Genomic DNA, 14,278 nt, shown 5'->3' with positions numbered 1-14,278 from the left:
ATCCTCGCAGAGCGTTTTGTATGATAGATAACGAAGTTTCTATCATACAAAAAAGGCACCAGCTTTTCCGCCAATGCCCACTCCTGCTTTTCTATTCGCTTTTCCTGATTTCCTCTGCCTTGCCCGATTTCTACTTTTCCTCTTTCTCCTTGTGTAACTGCTCCAGCACCATTTTCAGCTTCTCCGGTACCGGAAGCCCAATGCGGGATGCATTTTCCAAAATGGAAATCCCCTCATTGGACAGGTAGAAGAAAATGACTGCCGTTCTCAGCACACTCCCGTCCTGAATGACATAGCAGTCAATGATGTGTCCCAATGCCACCAGACAGAAAATCACTACCTTCTTAAAAATTCCTTTGAACCCCACCTCACTGGACAGCTTCTTCTCCACCGCCGCAGCCATCAGCCCGGTCAGGTAATCCACCACCACAAATACCACCAGTGCATAGATAAACCCGTCCAGACCGCCTACAAACCAGCCGAAGAAACCGCCTACGGCCGCAAACCCACACTGCATCACATTGACAAATTCTTTCATAGAAGAATCCCTCTCTTTCTTTTTTATATGGAAAAAGCGGCCTGCTCCGAAAAGCCGCCGCCCTTATCCCTGATTCATTTATACGTTTTCCTCTTCCGTCAGCGTATAGGTGATCTTCATGGTCTTGTCCACGGTTTTCACCACCGCCGAAGAAAGGTTATTGATAGTTGCCAGATACGGCGTGAGCAGATACATGGTACGGTATTCACTTCCATAACTGCCGCCCCATCCCACCAGAAAATTTTTATACTGAAAGAGCGGTGTTGCCGCATCATTCAGCCGGAAGCTGCCCTGTGTGCGGATGACTGTATCCTCCGCTGTGACCTGAAAATCCCCTGCCACAATCAAATCTCCGATCAGTGTCATATAGACCTCACAGCTTCCGGTGTCACACAGAGGCTTCCATTTGGACGTAAATCCAAACTCAATCAGCGTCACATCTGCAGAATTTGCGGTGTTGATCTTATAAATCCCCTTTTTGTTATAAGCTGGTACATACAGAAAGCCACTCCTCATACAACATTGAACAATACGCTCTGGATAAGTTGCCGTTTCATCCCGCTCTCCTACTGGCATCAGCTTTGCGTTGGACAGCGTCCATTCGCCCTCTGTGATAGAATAATCCTCTTTGGATATTTTCACCCAGACCATTGTGGTGTTTCCCGAAGAATTTCCTTCATTGGAAAGTCCATACCAGTACCCGTCTTTCCCATCCATAAATTCCCCATACAGCGTATAATCTCCCAGAAACCGGAACGTGGAAGCTGCAACTGCCTTATCCTCCAGTACGGTAAACGTGCTGTCATCCAGCTTTTCATTAAGCCAGATACTGAAGATCGGCATCCTTACCTTTTTGATACACACACTGGAATTTTTAAATGTCATGGAATACAGCAGGTTCTTTTCAAAATCCACCTCCACGGCACCAAACAGGATTACCTGCTTCGCCGCGCCAAGAGAACCGATATCTACCGCCTTTAACTGTAAAAATGTGCTGGCATCACCCACAAGGCTCCCAAATCCGTTCTGCCCTCCCAAAGCGCTGGTAAGAGCCACCGCCGCAATGGTGCCGTTCCCCTGGCTTGGAGTAAATTCCCACACAAACTTGTAGCCGTTATCCAGCTTCTTGCTCTCTGTCAGGTTCAGGCTTCCCCTTGCCGTATTCGCTGTGGAATTGACATTGTTGGAAGCATAGGCCACCGGGAGATTATCTGACTGCACATAAATGTTATCCACATTTTCCTCCAGTGCTTTGGGAAACAGCAGGATACCGCCAATCATGTTGGGGCAGATTGGAAGGAGTGTTCCCGTCCATACCATTCCCGTGGAATATTCCGCCTCACAGTAAAAAATACCCATGGGATTCAGCCCAAGGATGTTATCGCCCGCACCCTTCCGCCTCCACGCTTCGCATGACCTTTCTCCAGAAGATGAGTCAACTGGTATCGGTTCCTGCTGTACTCCATCAGCATGTTGTAAATCTGTGCCGCCGCAAACACATCTCCTCCCGGAGAATTGATCCAGACCGTGATGTTTCCTGCCCCGGCATCCAGCTCTTTTTGAAACAGCTTCGGAGTCACCTCATCCCCGAACCATGTCTCATCGGAAATCTGTCCGTTCAATACCAGAGTCCGTTCCTCTTCTGCCTCATTTCTTACCCAGTTCCAAAACTTCCGCTTCATTCCTGTCCTCGCTTCCTGCTTTTTTGCAAAAAGAAAGCCAGCAGATGATTTTTCCTTCACCTGTTGGCTCCTATTGCTTTGCTATTTTATTTTCCGCCTCACTGCCTTTTCCCGCAAAAATTTTATGTGCATCTACACATAATCACTTACTCCACATAAAATGACCCGGCATCCTTCAGTTTTGTCATATTTCCGTTGATCAGGTACAGATCTCCGCCCTCCTCTTTCGGAATCAGGTTCATATCCTCCATCTCCCGAATATCATTCGTTGACAGCCATCCATTCTGCCGTCCTACGGAATACCCGTTCATCCGGCTCTGGTAATCCCCACGGAGAAGCCCATCCACATTAAGCTTGATGAAATACTCCTGCTTCTCCTGCGGCAGAAGCAGCGTCCTCTGCAAAGACTGCTCCCACCGGATTACCCACGGGTCTAAGGTGTACTTCACAAACTCCAGAGACTGCTGCTCGATATTGGAAAAACTGGATTTATCCAAATCTCCCACCATGTGAGGCGGAATCCGGTACAGCCTTGCAATCTCATTAATCTGGAACTTCCTTGTTTCCAGAAACTGTGCTTCCTCCGGCGGGATGCCGATCTGCTGGTACTTCATCCCCTCCTCCAGCACAGCCACCTTCCCGGCGTTCCTGCTGCCGCCGTACACCGACTGCCAGCTTTCCCTGACCTTTGCCGGGTCTTTCAGCACACCCGGATGCTCCAGAACACCTCCGGGATTTGCTCCGTTCTCAAAGAAAGAAGCCCCGTATTCCTCACAGGCCAGCGTCATTCCCACCACATTCTTTGCCATGGCAATGGGGGAATATCCTACCAGTCCGTCAAATCCAAGCCCCGGAATGTGAAGCACATCCTGCTCTCTGAGATACACTCTGCCGTATTCTTTAAAGTTGGGATTCTCATCACTGTTCCGGGTATAAATATAATAAAGCTGTCCATGCTCATCCCACTCTGCCTCCATCTTATCCGGCAGGAGCGGATACAAAGCCAGCACCTTTCCATTCCCGTCACGGATGATCTGTGCATAGGCGTTGCCCCACACCAGAAGATAGCTCATCAACGTTTCCCGAAATACAAAGGAAGTCATCTCCGGATTCGGCTCGTCATGGAGCAGATGATACAGTGGATGGGTGTATACCCGTTCTTTTCCGTTATCTGTATAACGGTAAACATGAATCGGCAATGATGCCACTGCTTCTGAAAGAATCCGCACACAGGAATACACCGCCGTGGTTTGCATGGCAGTCCGCTCATTTACCGTTTTCCCGCTGGTGCTTCTTCCAAAGAAAAAGGAATAAGCAGAACCGCCGTAGCTAGCTTTCGGCTTATCCCTCGCTCCCCGGATACCTAAAATGGATTTGAGATTCATGGGCTCCTCCTTAAAAATGGGTAAAAAGAAAGCACCTCCGAAGAGATGCTGTTCTGTGATAGGTTTCTGTTTTTTATTATAAAGCATTTCATCAAACTGAGATTTATTGAGTTACCTCTACAATTTGTTTTAGCGAATCATAATCAACAAAATCTACTTTTTTGTTATAGGTTTCTATCAGTGCCTTATCTTCTTGCGTAAGGCTTTCAACTGGCTTGTTTTTAAGAGAATGATATAACATTTTCATCATAGTCTTGTGCTTGAAATTCAATTTGCTGTAATCAATCCCACCTCTTAAATGAAAAACAGATGAATTTTTTAATAAATGCTCTGGCACTTGTTTTTTTATGGAATTTCTGATATTGCTTATATTTTCCTTATCACATACATCTGCTAATCCTACTGTCACGATAACCAGCTTTGTATTTGGAGATAATTGTTTAACTATATTCTTTAACCCTTTAATGCCGCCTGCATATAAACCACCAAAATAGATTATTCGCTCATAATCAGTCACGGTTTTTATATCTTCATAGCTGATAACTGGAAATCCCGTCATTTCTGCAAATTTTTCTGCATATTGCTTTGTTGTGCCATACTGACTGCCATATATAATTAAAGTATTCATATATCATTTCCTCTACAACTTCCTGTTTACCTCTATCTATTAGCTTTCCATTGTTCTCTTGTCATATAGTTTGTATGCCCGATTCTTGTCTCTCCCATGAGTGGTACAGGCACATCATTACAAGTATGGTGATAAACGAATCCTAGTTTCTCCTGCACTCTTTTTGATTTCGTATTCCCCTCATAATATCCACACCATATGATTTTCATTCCGAGATCTTCAAACCCATGCCGCAGCAACTCTCTGGCAGCTTCTGGAATCAGCCCCTGACCCCAAAACTCCTGACCTATCCAGTAACCAAGTTCACACTCATCATCTTTATCCGTCATATCCGTAGTGCCATTCAGCTTCAGTTCGATAGCGCCAACCGCCCGATTGTCTGACTTCAAACAGACCGCATAACACTCTTTTCCATTAAAAACATTCTGTATAACCTCACGGCTTTCTTCAATATTTTTATGCGGCGGCCACCCTGCAATCGGTCCAACTTCCGGATTTTTTGCATATTCATATAAACTCTCTGCATCCGTTTCCTTCCACGGACGCAAAAGCAGTCGTTCTGTACTTAATACCATATTCCAGCCTCCTTATAAACTCAAATTCTATTTCTCTCAATAATACCACAATCTGAACCGGATTAGAACACCAAAATCCCCCTGTCATCATACACACTTCCCATACTGCCGCCATTACGGATTGCCCGGTCAAGTGCCATGATCGTTGCAACTGCACCATCAATCTTCTCCGTAGATTTCTCCTTATCCGGCTTGATATTCCCTGCCGGGTCTGTCCGCACAAAGATATTATCCATCATCCACCGCAGTACCGGATGTCCTCCATGTGCGATTCTTTGTTCCAGTGTCAGCTTCATCAGTTCCTTGCTCGGCGGTGACATATCCTTAAATCCCTGCCCGAAAGGAATCACGGTAAATCCCAGTCCTTCCATATTCTGTACCATCTGCACTGCTCCCCATCGGTCAAAGGCAATCTCTTTAATATGAAATTTCTTCCCCAGCTCATCTATAAAATTCTCAATAAAACCATAATAGATGACATTTCCTTCCGTGGTCATCAGCTTCTCCTGCTTTGCCCACACATCATAGTAGGCGTAATCCTCATGCCACACCAAGTCCATGATAAGCTCATAGGTCAATACTCTGTTCGGGTTGCTGGCAAGCAAAAACAATATCTCAAACTCTTTGACTGTCAGACATATTTCCTGTTCACGAACAATCACAAGTCGTTGTTCCAGACAGAGGTATAAATCGCCTTCCCGAATTTCCGTGAGAGAGGCATCCAATGTTTTACTGAATTTTCTTAAAAAGGAGTCTGTATCGGTTCCTTTTCCATTGGCATAAAGAAGATATTGTGTCAGATTTATTTGCTGTTCTGCGCTAAGTAATACCGCTAATTTTTCTCCAATCTGTCTGCCGGTTTCTGTTATATCCAGTACGACTAATTTCCCATTGAACCACATCCTCATATTGTTACATTATTAGACTCTGAATATGTTCTCCGTTTGCGCTGAAGAACTCTTAAATATTGAAAACTTATTCTTTATATTCTATACCATCTACTGACTCCAACCATTCATTGAAAGAATTCTCTCCCGGCACCTCTACTACCAGATGGGAGAACCAGCTGTCCGGGGCTGCTCCATGCCAGTGTTTCACACCCGCTGGGATGTTGATGCAGTCGCCGGGGTTCATTTCAACGAGGTCTTTCCCCCATTCCTGATAGAAACCTCGCCCTGCGACACAGATCAGGATTTGTCCGCCTCCTTTGTCTGCGTGATGGATATGCCAGTTGTTGCGGCATCCGGGTTCAAAGGTGACATTGAATACGCCAACCTGCTGCGTAGAAATCGGGGCCAGATAACTTTGACCGCTGAAATACTGGGCATAAGCGTCATTTGTCTGTCCGATTGGAAAAATCATGCTGTTTTCATGCTGTTCTTTCCCGTTCTCAGCCGGGACAGTTTCATTCCAAACTTCTTTTGCCATGCGGAACGCCGCCCATGCTTTTGGCCAACCCGCATAAAAAGCGGCGTGGGTCAAAATTTCTGCGATTTCAGTTTTCGTTATGCCGTTTTTCTTTGCGCTTGCAAGACGATATTGAAAAGAAGGATCGACCAATCCTTGGCTCATGAGTGCAACCACCGTGACAAGGGAACGGTCGCGCAGTGATAGGGCGTTTTCTCTCGACCACACTTCACCGAATAAAATATCATCATTAAGCTGCGCAAATTTGGGAGCAAATTCACCTAACGCATCTCTGCCTGCGGTTTGCTTCATTTTATTTTCCACCTTTCCATATTCGTTTTAGGCTCGTTGCCTCACTTCACACCAAACAACAGCTTGGGTGTATCCATCACCGTTTGCAGTTCTTCATAGCGGATGCCTACCTCTAACAGACAGCCTAGAACTTGATAGATCTGCTGGGGAATAGAAGGTGTCCAGTCAAAAAAGTGGTCAGTCGAGATATAGCAATGATCGGCTCCGACTTCTTTGATGATGCATCCCATTTCCTCGATGGTCGTAGATGTATACATGGGCGCTACATTGAGTGCGCACAATTCGATATAGTGCCCCATCTGGGCAAATGCCTTGATCTGCTCAAATTGATTGAAGGAGCAGCTGCTGCTTGGATGTGTCAGGCACACCTTATTAAAGCCGATCTCCTGTGCAAAACGGCCTACCACAAAGCTCTCCTCTGCACTGATGTGGCCAGTACCGAGAACAACATCATGCTCTCGGCAAAGTACCACACATTCCTTAATTTCCTCTAACAGCTGTCCTTTTTCGTCCAACAGATAGTAAAAATCCTGTTCCCGCATTCCGGTCTTGCATCTTGGAATATACTTTTCCGCAATAACACCAAAACCTGTATGCTCATAATCACTGGCTGCGCTCCATGTGGGGAGCCAAATCATTTTGCAGCCCATCTCAATGGCCATTTCAACGACCCACGGATGAGGCCCGCCTGCCACCGTATTCAGCGATGCGCTGGGATACACGGTAAAATCATCATGTTCGCTATTGAGCTGATGTGCCAGTCCAACGCTGGGCCAGCCATGTGTTTTCAGCACAAGACCACCCATTCCGGCTTCTCGACATTGTGCAATCACATCATCGTTTGTCCTGTGCTGCGGATGGTTCAGGCTCACATCGGGGTAAGCATGAACATGCATATCAATGGCTCCATGCAGTAAACTTTCAATATCTTTCATCTCATTTATATCCTCACTTTTCTTCGTAAATTGCAGAACACACTCTGCCAACTTTCTCTCGATAGTCTCCTGTATGAATGGGCGGGAGCCATTGGTGAGATTTGAAATCATCCATAACCACCGGAATCATTTTTTCAATAAAGGTTTGCTCATCGTCAAGGCATCTTTTTTCCTGCAAGGTTTCCCGCAGCGGCTTCATACCAAGGCTTTTGTAAAACGATAAAATTGCATTTGCCACACGTTCGGCATCCGTTTGGGCATCGCCGGTTACCGGCACGCCAATCCGGACGGCAATTTGTCCGATTGCTTCCTGAGCGGTTTCCGCAAAATGGCGGATGACCGTAGGTAATACCATCATACAAGCGTGACCGTGAACCACATGATACAGCGAGCCAATGGCATGAGCAACTGCATGGCCGTTGGGAACACCGCCATTTGCAAGGGCATTATGGGCTGCCCATGAGAGCTGTTCACGGGCTTCCAGATTCTCCGGCTCCTGTACCGCAATCGGAAGCCAAGTCCAGATTTTTTTCAGGCAGGACAACAGAATCGTATTGGTATACGCATTGGCTCCCGTACCGACCAGAATTTCAACTGTATGTGCCAGTGCATCCACGCCGCCATAGGCTGTTGGCATTGCAGGCATTCCCAGCGTAAATTCCGGGTCGATGATGCACAAATCAGGAGCCGTATTCCGATTGCCAAAGCTGAATTTCATTCCATGTTTTTCGCTGGAAATAACGGCGCTGGCCGTTGTCTCGGCTCCTGTGCCTGAGGTCGTCGGCAGCAAAACCAGCATACAGGGACGGTTCCACTGCTCCCGCATACGAGCGCCAGTCTTACCGTATTCATGCAGATCTTCAATATCTTCCGGGATTCCGGCAATCAAAGAAGCTGCTTTTGCCGCATCCATAGGACTGCCGCCACCAATGCCCAGAATACAGTCGTAGTGGTTGCGCTTGATTTCCTGTGCAATTTCGATACACAGAGAATCGGTAGGTTCCGGCAATACCCGGTCAAAAACATCACAGGTAATGCCAATGCTTTCCAGAGAGTGAATGATTTTCTGGGTGATAGGGTGTTTTATCACATGGCTTCCCGATACAAGAAGACATTTCTGCACATCGGCTTTTTTCAGTTCAGTTCCCACACGGTCGGCGCTTTTGCTCCCCCAGATAATCTGCGGAAGCTTTCCTTTTTCGTATGACTTCATTATGATCACCTTCCTCTCAGACCTGAAAATCCTGTGCGGCCTTCAAAAAGGCATGGACGTCCTGACCGGCGGGGCGGGGCGGAAAGCAGCTGTGCCCTGTATCAAGAGCGGTGATCTGCTCCATGTCCTCCGCAGAAAGCGCAAAGTCGAAAACGCCCAAGGTTTTCCTTCATTCGTTCAGGCTTTACACTTTTCACCAGCGGGACGATGCCGCGCTGGATGAGCCACCGCAGAACGATCTGCGGCACAGACTTCTGGTATTTCTGACTGAGCTGACGCAGCAGCGGGTTATCAAGAAGCCCCTCGCTGCCGGCAGCCAGAGGGGACCACGCCTGCATCTGGATTCCTTGGCTGTTCAGATAGGCAAGGTCGTTCTCCCGCTGGAAGAAGGCATTGCACTCGATCAAATTGACCGCGGGCTTGATCTTGTTGAAGAAGATGAAATCCGCCAGCCGGTCCTGCGTAAAATTGTCCACGCCGATTGCCCGGACTTTTCCTTCTGCGTACAGTTCTTCCATGGCTCTCCATGCACCATAGTAGTCGTGGAAAGGCTGATGAATCAGATAGAGGTCGATGTAATCCAACCCCAGCCGCTCCATAGAGCGCCGGAACCCCCGCTTGGCTCCTTCATAGCTGGTATCCGTGATCCACAGCTTTGTGGTCACGAACAGTTCCTCACGGGGAACGCCGCTGCGCCGGATGGCACGTCCAACAGCTTCTTCATTTTCATAGGCGCTTGCTGTGTCAATCAGGCGATAGCCGCTCTGAATTGCCTGCAAAACAGCTTCCTCACATTCCTCTATGTCGTTGATCCGGAACACACCGAATCCGATTTTCGGCATCTGAATGCCGTTATTGAGCATCACTGTATTTTTCATGTTCAAATTCCTCCATTCATTTTCTCTGGAACAGAAAACCATTTTCCCTTCCATGTGTACAAAGCCATTAAAATCATTCCTAAAATCCAAGACGCCGGATACAGTACAAACACACCGTCAATGGTGCTGAAATACGGCATAACAAATGCGACCCACCCCATACGGAACACACATAGAGAAAGAATCAAAATTACCATCGGTGGGACGCTCTTTCCAGTACCACGAACCGTACCTGCCAGTGCGTGCATGATACTGAGTGTCCAGTAGAACGGGCAAAAGTATCGCATGGCAGTCATGCCGATTGCGATTACATCAGCATCCTGGTTAAACAGCCGGATGGCTGGTTCCGAAAAAGTAAGCAGCAAGGCTCCCAGCACCAGTGTATAAATGACTCCCATCATCATGGTCACAACCATGCCCTTTTTTACCCGGTCAAATTTCCCGGCGCCATAGTTCTGTCCCGTAAAGGTAGTGACTGCCATGCTGAAGCTGGTAATGGGCAGGATATTGAATCCGTCGATTTTCATGTAAGCACCAAACCCCGCCATAGCCGCCGCACCGAATGCATTCACGCTGGACTGAACCAGCATATTGGAAAGGGAGATGACCATATTTTGAAACCCAGTGGGCAGACCAATTTGAATGATCCGGAGGGCAACTCGTTTCTGAATTTTGATTTCCTTCCAATTCACCCGGTACTGTTCGGGGACGCCCATCAGAAACAGCATTGCCAATACACAGGAAACAACCTGACTGATATTGGTTGCAATTGCAGCTCCCGCAACCCCCATTTGGAATCCCGCAATCAGAAGCAAATCCAAAACCACATTGACAATGGATGCAGCCGCTAAATAGCGCAGAGAACGTTTTGAATTTCCTGCAGCGTTCATAATGCCGGCGACCATATTGTAAACTACATTAAATACCATCCCACCGGAGTAAAGCTGCAGATAAGTGACTGCTTCCTGTAAAATCTCCGTGGGAGTGTTCATCCAGACCAGCAGTGGGCGGCTGAATAAAATCCCACCCACTGTCAGAATCAGCCCAAGTATTACTGAGATCGCCAATGCCGTATGAACAGAGGCATGGACTCCCTTTTCATCCTTGGCTCCCAGGTATTGGGAAACTACCACGCCTGCACCAACAGCAGCCCCCTGGCTGAATGCAATCAACAAGTAAATCAAAGATGTACTGGAACCAACAGCCGCAAGTGCATCCCGGCCAACATAGTTTCCAACAATGATGGAGTCAACGGCATTGTACATTTGCTGCAGGAGATTCCCTAAAATCAATGGAACAGAAAAAAACAAAATGTTTTTGAAAATACTGCCTTCCGTCATCAGGGCTGCCGGTTGATTCTCGTTTTTGCAAGCTTTTCTTTTCAAAGCTAATGCGTTCATGTTATATTCTTTAACCTCCTAACTTTCGTATCAGATAGTCAAGACAATCCAGCTTGTGCTGATTATTGTGTATTTCATCAAGCAGACTGTTCCGCCATCCACGAAGCAATAAAAATACTTCTTTATTTTGGTTATTTTCTAATGCCAAAATAAATCTCTCAATGAAACCGTCTTCACATCCGGCATCCTTCAAATTTTGTATGATAGCATCTGAAGCTATTTGATGATTCATTTGCGTCCCTCCTTTGTTGTTCAAAGTATATAACGCTTTTCCTTTCATATCAAATACTTATAAGCAATGAAAAATCATAGTTTACAGGAATGATTACGGCGTATATAATGATGACAAAAGCAACAAGGAGGAATACCGATGGAATTACGATTGCTTCGCTATTTTTTAGCAGTTGCACGAGAAGAAAACATTACTCGTGCTGCGGAATCTCTGCATATTACGCAGCCTTCACTATCGAAACAGCTGATGGAATTAGAACAGGAATTAGGAAAGCAGCTTTTCATTCGTGGCAAAAGAAAAATCACGCTAACCGAAGAAGGTGTACTTCTCCGTAAGCGTGCAGATGAAATCCTGATGCTGTGCGAAAAAACCAGGCGAGAAATTGCCCAGGATTCTGATTTGATCGGCGGTGTTATTTCTATCGGCGGGGCCCAGTCCCCTGTCGTGGCACAGGCAACCTCTCTGATAGCGAACAGGTATCCGGGAGTGAAGTTTCAGTTTTTCAATGGTGACGCTGAAACGCTGATGGAGCGGCTCGACCACGGCACCTTGGATTTCGGTATTCTGATCGAACCTGTTGACCTTGTGAAATATGAGCATCTTCCCCTGAATGAAACCGACGAATGGGGACTGCTCATGCAAAAAGATTGCTCTCTTGCATCCAAAGAAGTCATTCGCCCAGAGGACATTCAAGGTGTTCCGCTCATCCTGCCTCAGCGTATTGGCTTGCAGAGGGAACTTTCCGCCTGGGCTGGGATTTCTACGGAGCAGCTGAATACCATTGCCACCTTCGACATTTTGTTTAACAACCCTTCTCTTTTAATTAAAAATGGACTGGGATATGCGTTTGCACTGCGGACACTGGTAGATACCAGCGAGAGTCAAACGCTTTGTTTCCGTCCACTTGAACCAGCAATAAAAATTCAATATGGTCTTGCATGGAAACGGTATCCAATATTCTCTAAGGCGGCAGAGAAATTTATTGAACAGATAAGAGAGTTGATTGATGCACCATAAATATAAAAAGAAACTGACAAAGGCCATATCCAAATTATCGCTGGATATGGTCTTGTATATCGCAAGTTGTATGCGGAAGTATCTCCGAGAGTAGAATACCGTCTATTAGAAGTAGGGAACTCTTTAATGCCCATTCTTCAACTATTCTGTATGTGAGAATATGAATATATCCCGAATGATTGGATGTTATAATTTTTCTGTTGATAATGTATAAACGGCAGCTTCCGCAAAAGGGAAACTGCCGTTTATACATCTCTCTATTAGTCTAAAGCTACTATGTCATTTCAGGGCTCTTTAAAAATGGCGTAGTAAACGCCTTTATCTCCACAAAACCCTTAAATTTACTGGCTTTTTCAGGATTTTTCAAGATACTGCCGTGATAAACAAATTAATCTTTTATCAACCTTCTTCCTTTTGCCAAAACGTTCATTTTTCTTACCCCACCTCAGTAACACCAAACAAATTTCAGTCCATCCAAACAGAAAAACACACGCTTCTATCTGCCCGGAATCGCTGAAACCCTTTGATTTAGCGGGGTTTCTTGGACAGCAAGCAGACGGTTTCAACATGTGATAAGACTCATTCATTATACTATATAATAAAAGCTCCTATAGAAAAACTCTCAACGTATACTCAATGTTTTAAAGAATATGCGCTTTCATTAAAGTCAATCATATACGGTACATCATCTGCCCAATATGATGTAAGATATCCTTTTTCTTTTAAGTCGCGCATCATAGCTCTTAATCTACTATCCATTTTATCATCTGCTTTTTCAAATAATTTTCCCATATAATCTACCGGACTGTCTTCCATAAGTAACAGCCCCAACAATTCCATTGAATTTGATGGCATAATCGCTTCCTTTAAACCGCTACCCTTATATGGCAAAACCGAAATACCCCTTTTTCTAATTTCTTCTCCTAAATCAACATCTTTTATAGTCCAATGTGTATGCATTAATTCAGTAATACTTCCTGTAAGTTCAATATCGAACTCAAAAGCATACTTATGTAAATCATCATAAGTTAATACTCCTTGTTTTTGAAAATAAAACTTTATAGCCTTACTTCTGATAACCATATCTGTAATATAGCCAATATATGCATTTTTTCTTACGCAATCTTCATAAGCAAAAATACAGGGATAAGATTTTATTTTTTCAATCTGTTCACTTCCCAATTTGCCATAAGCTTCTTTGATTGTCTGAGAAGTATAGGATGTCAAACATCTGCTCCGCTCCAATTGATAAGAATCTTCTTCCCAGGCAGCTTCACTGGATGATACCAATAGGTTATATCTGTTGCATCTTAAAAAATTGTATTCTTCATTTTTTTGTGAGCTGATCTGTTTTGTAATCGGTATTGTTTTATTCTGATTAACTTCCGGAAATGAATATTCTCCCATGTTATTTAACTTATACAATAACTGATTAAAACCATTATCATCATCCAAAAAAATCACCTGATTCTGACTTAAAAAATTGGGTTGTACTCTTGCCAAATTTCTATCAAATGACACCAATATATATTTTTTTGTTTCTTTTGATATATTACCGATAATATAACGGTACTCCTCACCGACACCACCACTAAAAGAATCAGCCTTCTTTTTATATGATTCTGATAAAACTACAATGACTTTTTCCGCTTCCTGCAAATTTCTAGCCATCATTTCAATAAAATTTATAGAGGCATGCTCCTGAATCTTCATTACATCACATTCTGCCTCATATCCATTTTCTCTCAGTTTTGCTACCAGTTGAAGGACACTTTCATCTGATCTTTCATTTATCCATGAGTAACTAACAAAAATCATTTTATTATCCTTTCGTATATAAATTGAGCCTTATCCTAAAAACACACTAAGAGATTTCCACAAATTATTACGGATAATTATTGTAATCCCAGAAATTGATTAGATAGACTTTTGACGCAGATCACGCCATACATCACCCCTTACTTTTTCATTCATAAAATAACTCTCTTCCGTTTTCCCCAATCACGACCACCGGCTTAGCCGGTGGTTTGCTTTGACCCTATAAGGGTCTGTTACCGGCACTGGAGTCTAAAGACT

The 14,278-nt window shown here is 44.9% G+C and carries 14 protein-coding genes and 3 pseudogenes; 2 read left to right on the top strand and 15 right to left on the bottom strand.

The features are described 5' to 3' along the window. Positions 1-130: 130 nt before the first annotated feature. The 14 genes and pseudogenes from LU279_RS06820 to LU279_RS06755 form a co-directional block, all read right to left on the bottom strand. Complete coding sequence (locus tag LU279_RS06820) at positions 131-538, bottom strand: phage holin family protein (protein WP_274421795.1); 408 nt, start codon at positions 536-538, stop codon at positions 131-133. A gap of 78 nt (positions 539-616) precedes the next feature. After that, positions 617-1,927: pseudogene (locus LU279_RS06815) on the bottom strand (hypothetical protein); the annotation flags it as partial. Then, positions 1,903-2,280: an ATP-dependent Clp protease proteolytic subunit gene (locus LU279_RS13470; protein WP_330684582.1), complete on the bottom strand. Its 378-nt coding sequence runs from the start codon at positions 2,278-2,280 to the stop codon at positions 1,903-1,905. The gene LU279_RS13470 and the pseudogene LU279_RS06815, both read right to left, overlap by 25 nt. Positions 2,281-2,366: 86 nt before the next feature. After that, the gene (locus LU279_RS06805; protein ID WP_274421793.1) at positions 2,367-3,605 is read right to left on the bottom strand and encodes a phage portal protein; all 1,239 of its coding nucleotides are present in this window, start codon (positions 3,603-3,605) and stop codon (positions 2,367-2,369) included. Positions 3,606-3,708: 103 nt separating this feature from the next. Continuing rightward, positions 3,709-4,233 carry a flavodoxin domain-containing protein gene (locus LU279_RS06800; RefSeq protein WP_274421791.1) on the bottom strand — a complete coding sequence of 175 codons (525 nt, stop codon included), beginning with the start codon at positions 4,231-4,233 and terminating at the stop codon, positions 3,709-3,711. 32 nt (positions 4,234-4,265) lie between these two features. Next, a complete protein-coding gene (locus LU279_RS06795) occupies positions 4,266-4,808 on the bottom strand; it encodes a GNAT family N-acetyltransferase (RefSeq protein ID WP_274421789.1) in 543 nt (180 codons plus the stop codon). 62 nt (positions 4,809-4,870) lie between these two features. After that, a pseudogene (locus LU279_RS06790) lies at positions 4,871-5,341 on the bottom strand (terminase TerL endonuclease subunit); the annotation flags it as partial. Between the two features lie 9 nt (positions 5,342-5,350). Then, positions 5,351-5,710, bottom strand: a pseudogene (locus LU279_RS06785) (winged helix-turn-helix domain-containing protein); the annotation flags it as partial. 73 nt (positions 5,711-5,783) lie between these two features. Beyond that, positions 5,784-6,527, bottom strand: a complete 744-nt coding sequence (locus LU279_RS06780; protein ID WP_274421787.1) for a carboxymuconolactone decarboxylase family protein — start codon at positions 6,525-6,527, stop codon at positions 5,784-5,786. 41 nt (positions 6,528-6,568) lie between these two features. Further along, complete coding sequence (locus LU279_RS06775; protein WP_274421785.1) at positions 6,569-7,462, bottom strand: DUF6282 family protein; 894 nt, start codon at positions 7,460-7,462, stop codon at positions 6,569-6,571. Positions 7,463-7,475: 13 nt separating this feature from the next. Then, on the bottom strand, positions 7,476-8,675 hold the full coding sequence (locus LU279_RS06770; RefSeq protein ID WP_274421784.1) for an iron-containing alcohol dehydrogenase family protein: 1,200 nt from the start codon (positions 8,673-8,675) through the stop codon (positions 7,476-7,478). A gap of 101 nt (positions 8,676-8,776) precedes the next feature. Beyond that, complete coding sequence (locus LU279_RS06765) at positions 8,777-9,553, bottom strand: aldo/keto reductase (protein ID WP_274421782.1); 777 nt, start codon at positions 9,551-9,553, stop codon at positions 8,777-8,779. A gap of 2 nt (positions 9,554-9,555) precedes the next feature. Then, positions 9,556-10,953, bottom strand: coding sequence for an MATE family efflux transporter (locus LU279_RS06760; RefSeq protein ID WP_274421780.1), 1,398 nt, complete (start codon positions 10,951-10,953; stop codon positions 9,556-9,558). Between the two features lie 10 nt (positions 10,954-10,963). Further along, entirely contained in the window at positions 10,964-11,185 is a 222-nt protein-coding gene (locus tag LU279_RS06755; protein WP_274421779.1) for a hypothetical protein, read from the bottom strand. A gap of 138 nt (positions 11,186-11,323) precedes the next feature. Between LU279_RS06755 and LU279_RS06750 the strand changes: the two genes are divergently transcribed. Continuing rightward, on the top strand, positions 11,324-12,202 hold the full coding sequence (locus LU279_RS06750; RefSeq protein WP_274421778.1) for a LysR family transcriptional regulator: 879 nt from the start codon (positions 11,324-11,326) through the stop codon (positions 12,200-12,202). A gap of 27 nt (positions 12,203-12,229) precedes the next feature. Next, positions 12,230-12,358, top strand: a complete 129-nt coding sequence (locus LU279_RS13540; RefSeq protein ID WP_334305585.1) for a winged helix-turn-helix transcriptional regulator — start codon at positions 12,230-12,232, stop codon at positions 12,356-12,358. A 477-nt stretch (positions 12,359-12,835) separates the two neighbouring features. Here the strand turns inward: LU279_RS13540 and LU279_RS06740 are convergent, their stop codons facing one another. Then, complete coding sequence (locus tag LU279_RS06740; protein ID WP_274421777.1) at positions 12,836-14,020, bottom strand: toll/interleukin-1 receptor domain-containing protein; 1,185 nt, start codon at positions 14,018-14,020, stop codon at positions 12,836-12,838. Between the last annotated feature and the right edge of the window lie 258 nt (positions 14,021-14,278).

Origin of the sequence: Blautia sp. XA-2221 (genome assembly GCF_028767025.1) — a bacterium.
Classification (GTDB): Bacteria; Bacillota; Clostridia; order Lachnospirales; family Lachnospiraceae; genus Blautia_A.
The sequence above is the reverse complement of the archived record's forward strand: the minus strand, read 5'-3'. Positions and strand labels throughout refer to the sequence as shown.

Coding starts and splice junctions, on each gene's coding strand:
- LU279_RS06820 (WP_274421795.1), bottom strand. CDS start 538: ATGAAAGAATTTGTCAATGTGATGCAGTGTGGGTTTGCGGCCGTAGGC.
- LU279_RS06805 (WP_274421793.1), bottom strand. CDS start 3,605: ATGAATCTCAAATCCATTTTAGGTATCCGGGGAGCGAGGGATAAGCCG.
- LU279_RS06800 (WP_274421791.1), bottom strand. CDS start 4,233: ATGAATACTTTAATTATATATGGCAGTCAGTATGGCACAACAAAGCAA.
- LU279_RS06795 (WP_274421789.1), bottom strand. CDS start 4,808: ATGGTATTAAGTACAGAACGACTGCTTTTGCGTCCGTGGAAGGAAACG.
- LU279_RS06780 (WP_274421787.1), bottom strand. CDS start 6,527: ATGAAGCAAACCGCAGGCAGAGATGCGTTAGGTGAATTTGCTCCCAAA.
- LU279_RS06775 (WP_274421785.1), bottom strand. CDS start 7,462: ATGAAAGATATTGAAAGTTTACTGCATGGAGCCATTGATATGCATGTT.
- LU279_RS06770 (WP_274421784.1), bottom strand. CDS start 8,675: ATGAAGTCATACGAAAAAGGAAAGCTTCCGCAGATTATCTGGGGGAGC.
- LU279_RS06765 (WP_274421782.1), bottom strand. CDS start 9,553: ATGAAAAATACAGTGATGCTCAATAACGGCATTCAGATGCCGAAAATC.
- LU279_RS06760 (WP_274421780.1), bottom strand. CDS start 10,953: ATGAACGCATTAGCTTTGAAAAGAAAAGCTTGCAAAAACGAGAATCAA.
- LU279_RS06755 (WP_274421779.1), bottom strand. CDS start 11,185: ATGAATCATCAAATAGCTTCAGATGCTATCATACAAAATTTGAAGGAT.
- LU279_RS06750 (WP_274421778.1), top strand. CDS start 11,324: ATGGAATTACGATTGCTTCGCTATTTTTTAGCAGTTGCACGAGAAGAA.
- LU279_RS06740 (WP_274421777.1), bottom strand. CDS start 14,020: ATGATTTTTGTTAGTTACTCATGGATAAATGAAAGATCAGATGAAAGT.